We start from the raw sequence: 15,487 nt of genomic DNA on the forward strand, positions 1-15,487 counted from the left end.
CGTACACCGCTCGGGATGGAGATTCGCCAACGTCTACTGGAAGGTCGATCCCGCCGGGAACCTGGTCTGGACCCGGGGCTACGTCGCGTGGGATGGACTGTAACGCCTGACTTCAACAAGCAAGGGTCTGATTAGATGTCGCGTTTCGCCTACGTCAACGGCCGCTTTGTCCGCCACGGCGAGGCCGCCGTGCATATCGAGGACCGGGGCTATCAGCTGGCCGACGGCGTCTACGAGGTGTGGGCGGTGTTCGGCGGCAAGCTGGCCGACGCGGCGGGCCACTTCGCGCGGCTGTGGCGCAGCCTGGACGCGCTGAAGATCGCCCATCCGATGAGCGAGAAAGCCCTGACCGTGGTGCTGCGGGAAGCCATACGCCGCAACAAGGTGGTCGAGGGCATGGTCTATCTGCAGGTGACCCGCGGCGTCGCCCCGCGCGACCACGCCTTTCCCAACCCCGCCGTGCTGCCGGCCGTGGTGATCACCGCCAAGCGCGTCGACCGCGCGGCGGCCGAGGCCAAGGCCGCCAAGGGCCAGTCGGTGGTCACCGTGCCGGAGACCCGCTGGGGCCGCTGCGACATCAAGTCGATCGGCCTGCTGCCCAACGCCCTGGCCAAGCAGGTCGCCCGCGAGCACGGCGCGGTCGAGGCCTGGTTCGTCGACGAGATGGGCCTGGTCACCGAAGGCGCCTCGTCCAACGCCTGGATCGTCGACGCCGAGGGCCGCCTGCGCACCCGCGACACGCAGGCCAACATCCTGCGCGGGATCACGCGCTCCAGCCTGCTGGACGTGATCGCCGAGGCGGGGCTTCCCGTGGCCGAGCAGCCGTTCACCGTCGAGGAGGCCAAGGCCGCCAGGGAGGCCTTCATCACCGGCGCCGGCACGCTGGTGCTGCCGATCGTCAGGGTCGACGGCGCGCAAATCGGCGATGGCGCGCCCGGACCCGTGGCGACGCGGCTTCGGCGTCTCTATATCGAGCGCGCCAAGGTCGCCGCGATCTAGGTTGCAAGACCAGCTTTCGAAGGATTGGCGCAGTTTCTTTGCCGATTGGTCATACCAACCGGCGAAAAATGCTTTAGTCTGAACTTGTTTGTGTGGGGGGCGTGTGGCCCTCCGAAACAATGAGAGGGGAATCCCCATGTCGACCGAGAAAAAACAAAACCTTCAGGACACCTTCCTGAACAGCGTGCGCAAGTCGAAGACGCCGCTGACCATCTTCCTGGTGAACGGCGTGAAGCTGCAGGGCGTTGTCAGCTGGTTCGACAATTTCTGCGTCCTGCTTCGCCGCGACGGCCAGTCCCAGCTGGTCTACAAGCACGCCATTTCGACGATCATGCCGGCCCAGCCCGTCCAGCTGTACGAGCCGAGCGCTGATCAAGACGATTGATCCCCGGAGCGTGGTTCGCCACGCTCCAAATGTTTGATTTAGGGCCGTTTGACCAAATCCACTTCGAAATCCATCGACCACGCGGCGCCGATCTTCCGGGCGTTCGTGATCCATCCCGTGCGCCCGACGCGCGGCCAGTCGGCCCTTGAGGCGCGTGATCCCAAGGCGCGGCTCGAGGAGGCTGTCGGCCTGGCGATCGCCCTCGACCTCGAGGTCGTCGAGACCACGATCGCGCCCCTGCGCCTCGTCACGCCCGCCACCCTGTTCGGCAAGGGCAAGATCGAGGAGTTCGCCGCGCTCTGCGAGGTCGAGAAGATCGACGTCGCGGTGTTCGACGACCAGCTGACCCCGGTCCAGCAGCGCAACCTGGAAAAGGCCCTGAACGTAAAGGTCGTCGACCGCACGGGCCTGATCCTGGAGATCTTCGCCCGCCGGGCCCGCACCCGCGAGGGCAAGCTACAGGTCGAGCTGGCGCGGCTGGACTACGAGCGCTCGCGCCTGGTCCGCACCTGGACCCACCTGGAGCGCCAGCGCGGCGGCACCGGCAACACCGGCGGTCCTGGCGAGACCCAGATCGAGCTGGACCGCCGCCTGATCGCCGGCACGATCGGCAAACTCAAGCGCGAGCTGGAAGAGGTGCGGCGCACCCGTACCCTGCACCGCAGCGCCCGCAAGAAGGTCCCGTACCCGACCGTGGCCCTGGTGGGCTACACCAACGCCGGCAAGTCGACCCTGTTCAACCGCCTGACCAACGCCACGGTCGTGGCCCAGGACATGCTGTTCGCCACGCTGGATCCCACCCTGCGCACCGTGAAGCTGCCCGACGGCCGGCCGGCGATCCTGTCCGACACCGTCGGCTTCATCTCCGACCTGCCGCACGAGCTGGTCGAGGCCTTCCGCGCCACCCTGGAGGAAGTGCAGGAGGCCGACGTGGTGCTGCACGTGCGCGACGTGGCCAATCCGGACACCGATTCCCAGGCCCGCGACGTCCAGAAGGTGCTGGCCGAGCTGAAGGTGCTGGGCGACGACGGCGAGGCCGAGGGCGGCAAGACCCTGATCGAGGTCTGGAACAAGATCGACCTGGTCGACGGCGAGGCTCGCGAGATCCTGGAAGGCCAGGCGCGCCGCCTGGGCGCCTCGGCGGTTTCCGCCGTCACTGGCGAGGGCTGCGCCGAGCTGCTCAAGCGGGTCGGCGGCCTGATCGACGACACGCCCCCGGTCGCCGTGCGCCTGGCGGCCTCGGACGGCGAGGCCTTGGCCTGGATCTACCGCAACGGCCGGGTCGAGAGCCGCGAGGACGAGGCCGAGGGCGGCGTGCGCCTGGTGGCCCGCCTTGACGCCCAGGCCCTGGGCCGGTTCGAGCGGCAGTTTCCCGATGTCTGGGTGATGGCGACCGGCGACTGATCGTTCCGGCTTGCCGCGCTCGCCCTGCGGGTGAACACTCCGAACCTGCATTCGGAGCGCGAGCATGGCCAACGATCTCTGGGACGGCGCTACCGTGCCGGCCGCCGCCACCATCGTCGTCAAGCGGGTGGAAGGCTTCTTCGCCCACCCCTACGACGACAACGGCGCGCTGCCGGGCGGCACCTGGACCATCGGCTACGGCACGATCCGCGACGCGGCCGGCAAGCCGGTCACGCCCTCGACCCCGGCCATCACCGAGGTCCAGGCCGTCAAGCTGCTGCTGCGCGACATGAAGCGCGCCGCCCAGGACGTCCACACCCGGGTGCGGACCCCGCTCCTGGTCTACGAGGCCGCCGCCCTGATCTCGTGGACCTACAACCTCGGCGAGGGAGCGCTGCGCACCTCGACGATGCTGCGCAAGCTGAACGCCGGCGAGAAGACGGCCGTGCCCGACGAGATGCGCCGCTGGATCAACCAGAACGGCAAGCCGCTGGTCGGCCTACTGCGCCGCCGCTGGGCCGAGGCGGCGATCTTTCTGGGCAAGGACCCGGTCAACGCCTGCGTGCGAGCGTGGCGGGAGATCGACGACCTGACCGACTGGCCGGCGTTCTAGAGTCGGGACCGGGGACATGCCCTTGCGGCGTGTCCCCACGTTCGAGACCCGCTTGGGGGACACGCCGCAAGGGCGTGTCCCCAGCCGGAGCTATTTCCGTTCCGCCGCCTTGGCCGCGTTCCACAGACCGTCCATCTCGGCCAGGTCTGACTGGTCCGGGGTCCGCCCGTCCTTGGCCAGTTCGGCCTCGATGAAGGCGAAGCGACGGGCGAACTTGGCGTTGGTGGCGCGCAGGGCGTCCTCGGGCTCGACGTCCAGCTTGCGGGCCAGATTGGCGACCACGAACAGCAGGTCGCCCAGTTCCTCGCGGGCCTTGGCCTTGTCGCCGGCGGCGATCTCGACCTTCAGTTCGGCGACCTCCTCGGCCAGCTTGTCCAGCACCTCGTCGGTGGAGGGCCAGTCGAAGCCCACCCGGGCGGCGCGCTTGGTCAGCTTGACCGCGCGGGTCATGGCCGGAAGGCCGGCGGGCACGTCGTCGAGAACGCCGCCCTTCTTCTTGGCCTGGCGCTCCTGGGCCTTCAGCGCCTCCCAGCCGGCGGTCTGGGCGTCCTGGTTCTCGTAGGCGTGGTCGCCGAACACGTGCGGATGGCGGCGCACCATCTTGTCGTTGATCGCCCGGGCCACGCCGGCCAGATCGAACGCGCCCTGTTCCTCGGCCATCCGCGAATGGAACACCACCTGCAGCAGCAGGTCGCCCAGCTCTTCCTTCAGGTCGGCCACGTCGTTCCGCTCGATGGCGTCGGCGACCTCGTAGGCCTCCTCGACGGTATAGGGCGCGACGGTGGCGAAGGTCTGCTCCAGGTCCCACGGGCAGCCGCCGTCGGGATCCCGCAGCCTGGCCATGATGTCGATCAGGGTGAAGAGCGGGTGCTGGTCCTTCTGGCGAGGATCATTCAGCGGGCTTTGGGACGGCGAGGGGAGCGACATGCGGTTCCGGGGGCGGGCTGGGAGGGAGCTCGGCCGCGTCCCGCTCGTCGAGCTGACGGCGGATCTCGGCATGGGCGGTCGCGTCCAGCGGATAGCGCAGGATGACCGCGTACACCAGCAGGCCCAGCACCGCGGGCGCCACGGCGTACATGGCGATCAGGGCGGTGTCGCCCTGGGCGCTGGGGACCTTGGGGTCGAAGCCCAACCAGGACAGCAGCAGGAACACGCCGATCGCCAGGGCGTAGCCCAGCTTCACCGTGCCGTTGACGATGGCGTACAGCAGGCCCGTGCGGTCGACGCCACTGGCCAGCCGCTCCTCGTCGCCGATGTCGGCCATCATCGAGCGCACCAGCAGCGGCGCGGCCGAATAGGGCAGGCCGGCCAGCACCAGTATGGCCATGCCGATGACGGTCGCCGCATTGAAGCCGAAGCCGCCCTGGTTGGCGGGCGTGAAGACCGAGGCGACCTGTACGACCGCATAGACCACCGAGGCGATGGCCAGGGCCCGATGCTTGCCGACCTTGCGGGCCAGGGCCGGCCAGATGGGCGAGCCCAGCAGGGCGGCGACGAAATAGACCAGCAGCAGGAGGCCCGCCGCCCCCTTGTCGAAGCCCTTGATGCGCTCGAAGAAAAAGAAGAACAGCGCCCCGGCGATGCCCGGCGCCAGGCCCATCAGCAGGTCGGCGATCAGCAGCTTCTGCACCGACGGCCGCTTGAGCAGGCCCAGATACTGCTTGAGACCGGCTTCGTGCCTGACCGCCGGCACGTTGGTCTCGCCGACCACGCCGATGGCCAGCAGGAAGGTCAGGGGCAGCAGGAGAATGATGAACCAGCCCATGGCCTGGACGCCGGCGGCGTGGTCGCCCTTGAAGACCATCGACAGGATCGGCGGCAGCAGCAGCACCAGGATCATGCCGACCACGTTGCCGGCCTGCCACCAGCCGTAGATCCGCGACCGCTGCTGGTAGTCCGGCGACAGCACCGCGCCCCAGGCCGTCTGCGACAGCACCGCCATCGAATAGCCGACGTAGCAGACGACCAGCCAGGCCCAGAGATAGACGGGCCCGACGCCGGGCTTGGCCATGAACAGGGCGTAGGCGGCGATCATCAGCACCGGGGCGGCGGCGGCCAGCCAGGGCCGGAACCGGCCGAGCCGGGTCCGGGTGCGGTCCATGACCCCGCCCAGGATCGGGTCCAGGATGATGTCGGCCAGCCGCACCAGCAGGAAGGCCGCGCCCACCACCGACAGGGAAAGCCCCAGGTCGCTGACATAGTATTCCGGCAGGTAGACCACCAGCGGCAGGCCCAGGCCCGCCAGCGGCAGGCAGGGCGCGGCGAAGGCCGCCAGGGTCCAGGATGAGCGCCGTCCGGTCATGCGTTCCTCGCCGAGAGCGGGTAGGCCCCGCCTTCATGAACAGTGATCAGACGCCGTGTCGGGGCGGCTGGCAAGAGCTCTCCGAGACGCCGGTTTCAGCGTCGCGGCTTGGAGCCGTCGTCGAACTGGTCCTTGGCCAGACGGTCGGCCAGGCGGTCGAAAGCGTCCTCGGCGTCGTGCCAGGTCGAGCCGTACCGGGCCCAGCGGATGTCGGTTTCCCACCAGCTGTAGGCGATCGGTGTGCTCTTTCCGGCCGGATCGACATAGCGGCCGCCGATCCGCGCCCCGCCGACGCCGAAGCTCTGGTAGGACAGGCCCGGCGTGTTGCCCATCTGCTGCGGCGTCGGGTGATTGGGCTTGGCGTCCTCGATCACCAGCTCCAGGGTTCCGCCGCCCGGCCGCGGCGGCAGCCGGCGCTCGACCGCGCGCTGCAGTTGGCTGGCCAGGATGTCGAAATCCCGCTGGCCGATGTCCTTGACCTTCTCGGCCAGCTTCGGGCCGATCGAGACCTTGACCTCGGAGACCGCGGGAGCGGCGAGGGCGGGCTGGGTCGCGCCCAGCAGGAGGATGGCGGAGACGAGGGCGAGACGCATGATGGACTCCCGGTTCAGGCTTGGCTTGAAATGTGGGGATCGCGCCGCCGCGACGCCAGGTTGAAGATCGCCCAACCGAGCAGGGCCGACAGCAGCGAGCCGGCCAGCACGCCGATCTTGGTCTCGTCCTGCAGGACCGGGACCTTGAAGGCCAGGTTGTTGATGAACAGGCTCATGGTGAAGCCGATGCCGCACAGCGCCGAAACGCCGAACAGCTGGGTCCACGAGGCCCCGCTGGGGCGCTGGGCCCAGCCCAGCTTGATGGCCGCCAGGCAGAACAGCCCCACCCCGATCGGCTTGCCCAGGAACAGCCCCAGGGCCGCGCCCAGGGTGGCCGGCGCCGTCAGCTCGGCCAGTCCCACCTGGCCCAGGGCGACGCCGGCGTTGGCGAAGCCGAACACCGGCACGACCAGATAGGCCACCCAGGGATTGAGGCCATGCTCCAGCCGGTGCAGCGGCGAATGGGCGTCGTCCAGGTGGGAGGGCGACTTGGTGATCGGGATGGTCATGGCCAGGATCACCCCCGCCAGGGTGGCGTGTACGCCGGACCTGAGGAAGAAGAACCAAAGTCCAGCCCCGACAATCAGATAGGGCCACAGCTTCATGACCTTCAGCCGGTTCATCGCCACCAGGACGACCAGGGTCGCGGCCGCGCCGCCCAGCGCCCAGAGGGTCAGGTGGTCGGTGTAGAAGATCGCAATGATCAGGATGGCGCCCAGGTCGTCGATGATCGCCAGGGCGGCCAGGAAGATCTTCAGCGAGCCCGGCACGCGTGAGCCCAGCAGCGACAGCACTCCCAGGGCGAAGGCGATGTCGGTGGCGGCCGGGATCGCCCAGCCGCGCAGGTTGGTCGGCGTGTGGAGGTTGACCGCCACATAGATCAGAGCCGGCGCGACCATGCCCCCCAGGGCGGCCACGCCCGGCAGCACACGCCGCGACCAGGTGGACAGCTCGCCATCGACCGTCTCGCGCTTGATCTCCAGCCCGACCAGCAGGAAGAACACCGCCATCAAGCCGTCATTGACCCAGTGGCCCACGCTGAGACCGCCGATATAGACGTGCAGGGCGTGGAAATAACCGTCGGCCAGCGGCGAGTTGGCGACCACCAGCGCCAGGGCCGCCGAGCCCATCAGCAGCAAGCCGCCGGCGGATTCGCTGCGCAGGAAGGCGCGCACGGCGGAGAGCGGGCGGGAGCGGGCGATCGTCATGCGGCGGTCCTCGCGGATTCGTAGGCGCCACCCTAGCTTGTCACGCCGCGCGAAGCGAAGATGCGAAGCGAAGACTTGGGCCAGCCTGGAAGAACGTACGGCGCCTAAAGCCCCGCGATCCGCGCGATCGCCTCGATGTCCAGCGCCCGCTCCAACATCGCGGCGATCTCGTTCAGGGCCGCATCGACCGTGGCGGCATGATCGCGCGGCGTGGTCGTCAGGCCCAGCGGAGCCAGCAGGGCCGCGCGCGCCTCGCCGCGCTCGAACAGGCCGTGGACATAGGCCCCGGCCACCCGGCCGTCGGCCGAGACCGCGCCGTCCACGGCGCCGCCGTCGAAGGCCAGCATCGGGGTCGCCGTTCCGGGACCGGTCGTACGGCCCACATGCATCTCATAGCCCGAGAAGGCCGCGTCGCCGGCCAGCAGGCGGCCTGACGCCGCGCGCAACACCTTGTCGCCCCGCAGCACGGTCTTGACGTCCAGCAGGCCGAGGCCCGCCGCCGAGCCCGGCGCCCCCTCGATCCCGTCGGGGTCGCTCACCGTGCGCCCCAGCATCTGGTAGCCGCCGCAGACGCCCAGCACCCGGCCGCCGCGGCGCACGTGGGCCAGGATGTCGATGTCCCAGCCCTGGGCGCGCAGGAAGGCCAGGTCCGCCAGGGTGGCCTTGGTCCCGGGCAGGATCACCAGGTCGGCGTCGCCGGGCACGGGCGTTCCGGGCGGCAGGAAGGCGAAGTCGATGTGGGGATCGGCCCGCAACGGGTCGAACTCGTCGAAATTGGCGATCCGCGACAGCATGGGGACCACGATCCGCACGCGCTTGTCGCCGTCGGCCCGGACGGGACGTTCCAGCACCACGGCGTCCTCGGCGGGCAGGGCGCGGGCCGGGGCCAGCCACGGCGCCATGCCCAGGTCCGGCCAGCCGGTCCGGGCGACGATCTCGCGCCGGCCGTCGTCGAACAGCGAAGGATCGCCGCGGAACTTGTTGATGATGAAGCCCTTGATGCGATCGCGGTCGGCGGCGTCCAGCACCAGGTGCGCCCCGGCCAGGGCGGCGATCACGTGGCCCCGGTCGATGTCGCCGACCAGGGCCACGGGCACGTCGGCGGCGTGGGCGAAACCCATGTTGGCGATGTCGCCGGCCCGCAGGTTGGTCTCGGCCGGGCTGCCCGCGCCCTCGACCAGCACCAGGTCGGCCTCGGCGGCCAGCCGGCGATAGCTGTCGACCGTGGTGGCCAGCAGGTCGGGTTTCAGCCCCTGGAACGCCCGGGCCTTGTAGGCGCCGACCACCTTGCCCCGCACCACCACCTGGGCCCCGACGTCGCTCTGCGGCTTCAGCAGCACCGGGTTCATGTGGACGGTCGGCGGCGTACGGCAGGCGATGGCCTGCAGGGCCTGGGCCCGGCCGATCTCGCCGCCGTCGGCGGTGACGGCCGCGTTGTTGGACATGTTCTGCGGCTTGAACGGCCGCACGATCAGGCCGCGATTGGTGAACAGCCGGCACAGGGCGGCGACCAGGGTCGACTTGCCCACGTCCGAACCGCAGCCCTGGATCATCAGCGAGGCCATGGGCCGCGCCTACAGGGGGCGCGGATCGCGGTCAATGCGCGGCTGGCGTCGGGGCCTGGAGCGCTCTATATCCCCGGTCACATGAGCATCGATCACGACTCCCGCCTCCGGCGGCTGAAGTTCCGGGCCTGGCATCGCGGATTTCGGGAAGCGGACCTCATTCTGGGGCCGTTCGCGGACACCCATGGGCCGAACCTGACTCCCGAGCAGCTCGACACCTTCGAAACCCTGATGGAGGAGTCCGATCGCGAGATCTACGCCTGGATCGTCGGCCAGGAGCCGACCCCGGCCAAGTTCGACACCGACGTCCTGACCCTGATCAAGACCTTCCGCTACGAGGCGCACGCCTCGCGGCCGATCGGCGACGGGATGTAGCGGCCCGGTTCCGGACCGTTTTCAGGCAACAGCATCAGTACCGGCGGCGTTGTCGCTGGCTCAACCTTCGAAGAGCAGCATGGCCTACGACGCCAAACAGATCGCCAAGGCCTCGGGAGGCCTGACCCTGGCCGGCGCGCCGGAGGGCTTCGACGCCCTGGTCATGGCCGACATCGCCCGGGCGCGCGGCGGTCTGACCGCCTTCGTGGCCCGCGACACCGCCCGGGCCAGCGCCTTCATCGACGCCCTGAAGTTCTTCGCGCCCGAGATCGAGGCCGTGCTGTTCCCGTCCTGGGACTGCCTGCCCTATGACCGTATCGGCCCGTCGGCCGGCGTGGCCGCCGTGCGCATGGCCACCCTGCACCGCCTGGCCGAGGGGCTGGGCCAGGCCAAGCCGGCCATGCTGGTGACCGCCGCGCCGGCCCTGCTGCAGCGCGTGCCCGAGAAGTCCGTCCTGCTGCGCGCCAGCTATTCGGCCAAGGTCGGCAACAGCGTCGACGTGGCCGACCTTGAACGCTATTTCGCGATCAACGGCTACAGCCGCGCCTCGACGGTGTCGGAACGCGGCGAGTTCGCGATCCGCGGCGGCGTCATCGACGTCTATCCGCCGGCCGCCGAGGAGCCGGTGCGGCTGGACCTGTTCGGCGACACGCTGGAGAGCATCCGCGCCTTCGATCCGGAGACCCAGCGCTCGACCAAGCAGCTTCGCGAGATCCAGCTGCTGCCGGTCAGCGAGGCCCTGCTCGACAAGGACGGCGTCTCGCGGTTCCGGGCCGGCTATGTCCGCGCGTTCGGCGCGCCGGGCGACGATCCGCTGTACGCCACGGTCAGCGAGGGCGGCCGCCGCGCCGGCCTGGAGCACTGGCTGCCGCTGTTCTACGAGCGGATGGCGACCCTGTTCGATTACCTGCCGGCCGGAGCCCTGGTCGGCGTCGACCACCAGGTCACCGAGAGCCGCGACGAGCGCCTGGCGATGATCGCCGACGCCTACGAGGCCCGCGCCTCGGCCGACCGCAAGTCGGCCTACCGACCGCTAGCGCCCGACGCCCTCTACCTGACCGCCAAGGAGTGGGACCAGGCCGTCGAGGACCGCCCCAACCGCAAGTTCACGCCCTTTCAGCCCCAAGGGCTCGACGTTGTCGATATGGGAGCCAAGCTGGGTCGCACCTTCGCCGCCGAGCGGGCCCAGGACAGCGTCAACCTGTTCGAGGCCACCGCCGACCACGCCCGCAAGCTGGCCGGGGAGGGGAAGCGGGTTCTATTCGCCTCGTGGTCGGAGGGCTCGTCCGAGCGCCTGGGGACCATGCTGGCCGACCACGGCCTGAAGAAGATCCCGTACGCCGCCTACTGGCAGGCGGCCAAGGCCAATGACCCGAAGACCCCGCAGCGCGTGGTCCTGCCGCTGGACAACGGCTTCGAGACCGACAGCCTGGCGGTGATCTCCGAGACCGACATCCTGGGCGACCGCCTGGCCCGGCCGCGCAAGAAGCGCCGGGCCGCCAACTTCCTGGCCGAGGCCAGCGCCCTGACGCCCGGCGACCTCGTCGTCCACATCGACCACGGCATCGGCCGCTACGAGGGCCTCAAGACCCTGGACGTCCAGGGCGCGCCGCACGACTGCCTGGACCTGCTGTACGGCGGCGAGGCCAAGCTCTACCTGCCCGTCGAGAACATCGACCTTTTGACCCGCTACGGGACCGACGGCGAGAACGTCCAGCTGGACAAGCTGGGCGGCGCGGCCTGGCAGGGCCGCAAGGCCAAGGCGAAAGAGCGCCTGCGGGTGATGGCCGAGGGCCTGATCCAGATCGCCGCCGCCCGCCAGCTGAAGTCGGTCGAGGAGACCGACCCGCCGCACGGGGTGTTCGACGAGTTCTGCGCCCGCTTCCCCTACGAGGAGACCGACGACCAGCTGTCGGCCATCGCCGACGTGCTGGAGGACCTGTCCTCGGGCAAGCCGATGGACCGGCTGATCTGCGGCGACGTCGGCTTCGGCAAGACCGAGGTCGCCCTGCGCGCCGCCTTCGTGGTGGCGATGAGCGGCAAGCAGGTGGCCGTGGTCTGCCCGACCACCTTGCTGGCACGCCAGCACTACAAGACTTTCAAGGACCGCTTCCAGGGCTGGCCGGTCAAGGTCACGCGCCTGTCGCGCCTGGTCACCGGCAAGGAAGCGGCCGAGACCCGCGAGGGCCTGGCCAACGGCCAGTTCGAGATCGTGGTCGGCACCCACGCCATCCTGTCCAAGCAGGTGTCGTTCAAGGACCTGGGCCTGGTGATCGTCGACGAGGAGCAGCACTTCGGGGTCAAGCACAAGGAGAAGCTGAAGGAGCTTCGCGCGGACGTGCACATGCTGACCCTGACCGCCACGCCGATCCCGCGCACCCTGCAGATGGCGCTCAGCGGCATCCGGGAGATGTCGATCATCGCCACCCCGCCGGTCGACCGCCTGGCGGTGCGCACCTATATCAGCCCGTTCGACCCGGTCACCCTCCGCGAGGCCCTGCTGCGCGAGAAGTACCGCGGCGGCCAGGCCTATTACGTGGTGCCGCGCATCAAGGACCTGGAGGACATCGAGAAGTTCCTCCGCACCCAGGTTCCGGAGATCAAGTACGTGGTCGGCCACGGCCAGATGGCGCCGACCCAGCTGGAAGACGTGATGACGGCCTTCTACGAGGGCCAATACGACGTGCTCCTTGCGACCACGATCGTCGAAAGTGGGCTGGACATCCCCAGCGCCAACACCCTGATCGTCCACCGCGCCGACATGTTCGGCCTGGCCCAGCTGTACCAGATCCGCGGCCGGGTGGGGCGGTCCAAGGCCCGGGCCTACGCCTATCTGACGACGCCGGCCGAGAAGCAGATCACCCTGTCCGCCGAGAAGCGCCTGAAGGTACTGCAGTCGCTCGACAGCCTGGGCGCCGGCTTCCAGCTGGCCAGCCACGACCTGGACCAGCGCGGCGGCGGCAACCTGCTGGGCGACGAGCAGAGCGGCCACATCAAGGAGATCGGGGTCGAGCTCTACCAGCAGATGCTGGAGGACGCCGTGGCCGAGCTGCGCGAGCGCCAGGGGGCCGAGGCCCTGCTGGAGGATCGGGGCTGGTCGCCGCAGATCAACACCGGCGCGGCCGTGATGATTCCCGACGACTACGTGCCCGACCTGAACGTGCGCCTGTCGCTATACCGCCGCCTGTCGGAAGCCGAGAAGGCCGCCGATCGCGAAGCCCTGGCCGCCGAGCTGATCGACCGCTTCGGCCCGCTGCCGCCCGAGACCGACAGCCTGCTCAAGGTCGTGGCCATCAAGGGCCTGTGCCGCGAGGCCAATGTCGCCAAGATCGATGTCGGCCCCAAGGGGGCGGTGGCCAGCTTCCGCAACGACACCTTCGCCAATCCCCTGGCCCTGGTGCAGTTCGTCGGCAAGAACAGCGTCGTCTGGAAGGTTCGACCCGACCAGAAGGTGGTGGTCAAGGGTGAGTGGGACACGCCGGCCCAGCGGCTGGACGCGGCCGAGAAGATCCTGTCGCAGCTGGCCAAGCTGGCCAAGGCGGCGTGATGCTGGTGCTCGCCTAGGTCGGCCGTTTCGCCGACGCCGAGGCCCATGCGGCTCAGATGACCGGGTCCGGATCTCGCCAGCCAGCGTGGCGCGGATCCGCCAGGATCAGGGAAACCTCGAGAGGAGATTTCCCATGGCCACGATCATACGGTCCGTCGATGTCGCCCTGGCGCCCGACCAAGTCTGGGACGCCGTGCGCGACTGGGGCCACGTCCATCAACGGCTATGCCCCGGCGCCCTGACCGACTGCCAGGTGGAGGAGGGCGTGCGGACCGTCACCTTCGCCAATGGACTGGTCGCCCGCGAGCTGATCGTCGCTGTCGACGACGAGGCCCGCCGCCTGGTGTGGTCGGTGGTCGGCAGCGCTCTGCTGACCCACCACAACGGTGCGATGCAGGTGCTGCCTGAGGGATCGGGCAGCCGGATCGTCTGGACCGCCGACATCCTGCCGCACGACGCCGCCGAGCGGGTCGCCGGCTTCATGGACCTGGGCTGCGCGGCGATGAAGACGACCTTGGAGGGGTGAAGTGCAGCCGGGGACGCGCACTCACGGCGGGGCCTCGGTTGGTTTGCAGGGTTGTGATGTGAGTGCGTGTCCCCGAAGTCGAGCGCTTATCCTCGGTGAATGGCGAATCAAGTTCAATGATTTCAACGCCCTGAACTTTCTCGACTCGATTTGATCCTCACCCCTCTCGACTGCCCGTATCCTGACCTCACCTGAAGGCATGGGGAGGGCGCACGTACGGCGACCGATGCGGCTTTCAGGGGTGGACGAGCGGGAAGGTCTTGTCCGCCGTGTCTCCTCGGGGACGTCCAGGTCGGTTCGGAGCAGGTTCGCCTCAGTCGCGACGAAACTCCGGCGCCCGGATAGGCGGATAGGGCCAGCAGGTCCGGGCTGAAATCGCCCGGGCGGTCCAGGACGGAGCCAACGTCCTGCCCGTCGGGGGCCTCCATCGGAGCGGGTTAAAAATCCGCGACCCGAAGGCTTCCGGATAACGGCTCCACGCGAAGCGCCTGCACTTCGTCGAAACGGTACAATACATCAAAGCTCTTCCGGGCGAGGCCCGGGCGCTTCGCACCCTTCCCATCAACTCGGCCGCGAAAGGCCGAGGTCGCCGCCTCGTGGCTGGGGACAGGCGCACGCGCCTGTCCCCGTCCGCGTCCCAGATCCTGCCTCCACCACAGGGGGAGGTTTTTGGTCTCAGGCCGCCACCGACGCCCTGGCCGCCCGGGCCTCGCGCAGCAGCGCCCAGGCGCGCAGGGCCATCTCCAGGCGGGAGACGGCCAGCAGGCCCACGCCCAGCACGATGAAGCCGTCGGTGACCAGAGCGGCGTTGATGTGCCAGGCCGAGGCCTCGCTCTCGACCAGGGCGCGCAGGGCGAAGCGGACGACGAACAGACCCAGCAGGAACAGGATCGCGGCCGGCGACGGCTTGGTGTTCAGCAGGTGGGTCTGCGGGTCGATGGCGATCGGGATCAGCTTGCCCCGCCACCAGCCGATCGTCGCGCCGACCGCGAAGATCGCCGCCAGCCAGGCCCAGTCCACGCCGTGCGGCGGGAACTGCACGAGGACGGCGACCATCGCGGCGACCAGCAGGGCCGGCACGATCCACATCAGCTCCAGCCTGAGCCGGCGCTCACGGGTCATGCCCCGGAAGCGCAGGGCGAACACCACGGCGACGATGGCGATCGTGACCGCCATCTGGATGCTGGACTGAGGCATGAACAGGATTCCGACAACGGGCCGCCCCACGGGCGACCTCCCCGGCGGCAGGATTGGCCCGGTCAGGCCGCCTGTTCAAGCGCCTTGTCGATGGCCTGGGCGATGTTTTCCGGGCTTTCGGCGCCGACGACCGCCAGTTTGCCGCCGAAGATGGCGAACGGCACGCCGGTGACGCCGGCCTGGACGGCCATGGCGTGCTCGCGGGCGACGACGTCCTTGTCGGCGCCCTCGGACAGCAGGCGCAGGATCACTACGGGGTCCATGCCGGCGCTCTGGCCGATGTCCGCCAGCACCGCGGGCTCGCCGATGTCCCGCCCCTGCGTGAAGTAGGCGGCGAACAGGGCCTCGACCACGGCGTCCTGCTTGCCGGCGCCATGGGCCCAGCGGATCAGGCGGTGGGCGGCGCTGGTGTTGGGCGAGCGTTCGATGACATCGAAGTCGAAGACGATGTCTTCCTCGGCGCCGGCCTCGACCAGCGCCGCGTGCACCGCCTTCAGCTTCAGGGGATCCTTGAACTTGCCGGCCATATAGGCTTTGCGATCAACGCCTTGCTCGGGAAGAGTCGGGTCCAGCTGGTAGGGGCGCCAGACCACCAGCGGTTCGACGTCGGGCCGCAGGGCCAGGGCCGACCTCACCCGCCGCCAGCCCAGATAGCACCAGGGGCAGACGACGTCGGCGACGAGGTCGATAAGCAGCGGCTGGCCCATGGCGTGGTCCTTCGATGGCGAACGCTGCAGCACCTAGGGGCGTCCTCGTCCTTCGGCAAGCTCAGG

Annotated in this window: 14 protein-coding genes; 7 read left to right on the forward strand and 7 right to left on the reverse strand. The window is 69.3% G+C overall.

From position 1 onward, the window contains the following. Window positions 1-135 precede the first annotated feature (135 nt). The 4 genes from G3M57_RS12980 to G3M57_RS12995 all read left to right on the forward strand — a co-directional run bounded on the left by G3M57_RS12980 (window position 136) and on the right by G3M57_RS12995 (window position 3,401). A complete protein-coding gene (locus tag G3M57_RS12980; protein ID WP_163230985.1) occupies window positions 136-999 on the forward strand; it encodes a D-amino-acid transaminase in 864 nt (287 codons plus the stop codon). Between the two features lie 136 nt (window positions 1,000-1,135). Beyond that, window positions 1,136-1,384, forward strand: coding sequence for an RNA chaperone Hfq (gene hfq / locus G3M57_RS12985; protein WP_012286640.1), 249 nt, complete (start codon window positions 1,136-1,138; stop codon window positions 1,382-1,384). A 48-nt stretch (window positions 1,385-1,432) separates the two neighbouring features. After that, a complete protein-coding gene (gene hflX, locus G3M57_RS12990) occupies window positions 1,433-2,788 on the forward strand; it encodes a GTPase HflX (protein WP_056750787.1) in 1,356 nt (451 codons plus the stop codon). 64 nt (window positions 2,789-2,852) lie between these two features. Further along, window positions 2,853-3,401 (forward strand): lysozyme, encoded by a 549-nt coding sequence (locus G3M57_RS12995; protein WP_163230987.1) that lies wholly within the window; start codon window positions 2,853-2,855, stop codon window positions 3,399-3,401. Between the two features lie 90 nt (window positions 3,402-3,491). On the opposite strand, the gene mazG is transcribed toward G3M57_RS12995, so the two are convergent. The 5 genes from mazG to G3M57_RS13020 all read right to left on the reverse strand — a co-directional run bounded on the left by mazG (window position 3,492) and on the right by G3M57_RS13020 (window position 9,069). Continuing rightward, complete coding sequence (gene mazG, locus G3M57_RS13000) at window positions 3,492-4,328, reverse strand: nucleoside triphosphate pyrophosphohydrolase (RefSeq protein WP_082564430.1); 837 nt, start codon at window positions 4,326-4,328, stop codon at window positions 3,492-3,494. Continuing rightward, window positions 4,291-5,703, reverse strand: a complete 1,413-nt coding sequence (locus tag G3M57_RS13005) for an MFS transporter (protein WP_056750779.1) — start codon at window positions 5,701-5,703, stop codon at window positions 4,291-4,293. The genes mazG and G3M57_RS13005 overlap by 38 nt, the downstream gene beginning before the upstream one ends. A 95-nt stretch (window positions 5,704-5,798) precedes the next feature. Next, window positions 5,799-6,296: a hypothetical protein gene (locus G3M57_RS13010; protein ID WP_163230989.1), complete on the reverse strand. Its 498-nt coding sequence runs from the start codon at window positions 6,294-6,296 to the stop codon at window positions 5,799-5,801. A gap of 14 nt (window positions 6,297-6,310) precedes the next feature. After that, a complete protein-coding gene (nhaA, locus tag G3M57_RS13015) occupies window positions 6,311-7,504 on the reverse strand; it encodes a Na+/H+ antiporter NhaA (protein ID WP_163230991.1) in 1,194 nt (397 codons plus the stop codon). A 104-nt stretch (window positions 7,505-7,608) separates the two neighbouring features. Beyond that, complete coding sequence (locus G3M57_RS13020; protein ID WP_163230993.1) at window positions 7,609-9,069, reverse strand: cobyric acid synthase; 1,461 nt, start codon at window positions 9,067-9,069, stop codon at window positions 7,609-7,611. Between the two features lie 81 nt (window positions 9,070-9,150). Here G3M57_RS13020 and G3M57_RS13025 point away from each other — a divergent pair, with 81 nt between their 5' ends. The 3 genes from G3M57_RS13025 to G3M57_RS13035 all read left to right on the forward strand — a co-directional run bounded on the left by G3M57_RS13025 (window position 9,151) and on the right by G3M57_RS13035 (window position 13,517). Beyond that, window positions 9,151-9,444 carry an FAD assembly factor SdhE gene (locus G3M57_RS13025; RefSeq protein ID WP_082564410.1) on the forward strand — a complete coding sequence of 98 codons (294 nt, stop codon included), beginning with the start codon at window positions 9,151-9,153 and terminating at the stop codon, window positions 9,442-9,444. A 79-nt stretch (window positions 9,445-9,523) separates the two neighbouring features. Further along, window positions 9,524-12,991 carry a transcription-repair coupling factor gene (gene mfd, locus G3M57_RS13030; RefSeq protein ID WP_163230995.1) on the forward strand — a complete coding sequence of 1,156 codons (3,468 nt, stop codon included), beginning with the start codon at window positions 9,524-9,526 and terminating at the stop codon, window positions 12,989-12,991. Window positions 12,992-13,124: 133 nt separating this feature from the next. Next, window positions 13,125-13,517, forward strand: a complete 393-nt coding sequence (locus G3M57_RS13035; protein ID WP_163230997.1) for an SRPBCC family protein — start codon at window positions 13,125-13,127, stop codon at window positions 13,515-13,517. Window positions 13,518-14,192: 675 nt separating this feature from the next. Here the strand turns inward: G3M57_RS13035 and G3M57_RS13040 are convergent. Together G3M57_RS13040 and G3M57_RS13045 are read right to left on the reverse strand one after the other, a co-directional pair. Continuing rightward, a complete protein-coding gene (locus G3M57_RS13040) occupies window positions 14,193-14,714 on the reverse strand; it encodes a CcdC protein domain-containing protein (protein WP_163230999.1) in 522 nt (173 codons plus the stop codon). Window positions 14,715-14,776: 62 nt separating this feature from the next. Continuing rightward, window positions 14,777-15,421, reverse strand: a complete 645-nt coding sequence (locus G3M57_RS13045) for a DsbA family oxidoreductase (protein WP_163233715.1) — start codon at window positions 15,419-15,421, stop codon at window positions 14,777-14,779. Between the last annotated feature and the right edge of the window lie 66 nt (window positions 15,422-15,487).

Origin of the sequence: Caulobacter rhizosphaerae, from assembly GCF_010977555.1 — a bacterium.
Lineage (GTDB): Bacteria > Pseudomonadota > Alphaproteobacteria > Caulobacterales > Caulobacteraceae > Caulobacter > Caulobacter rhizosphaerae.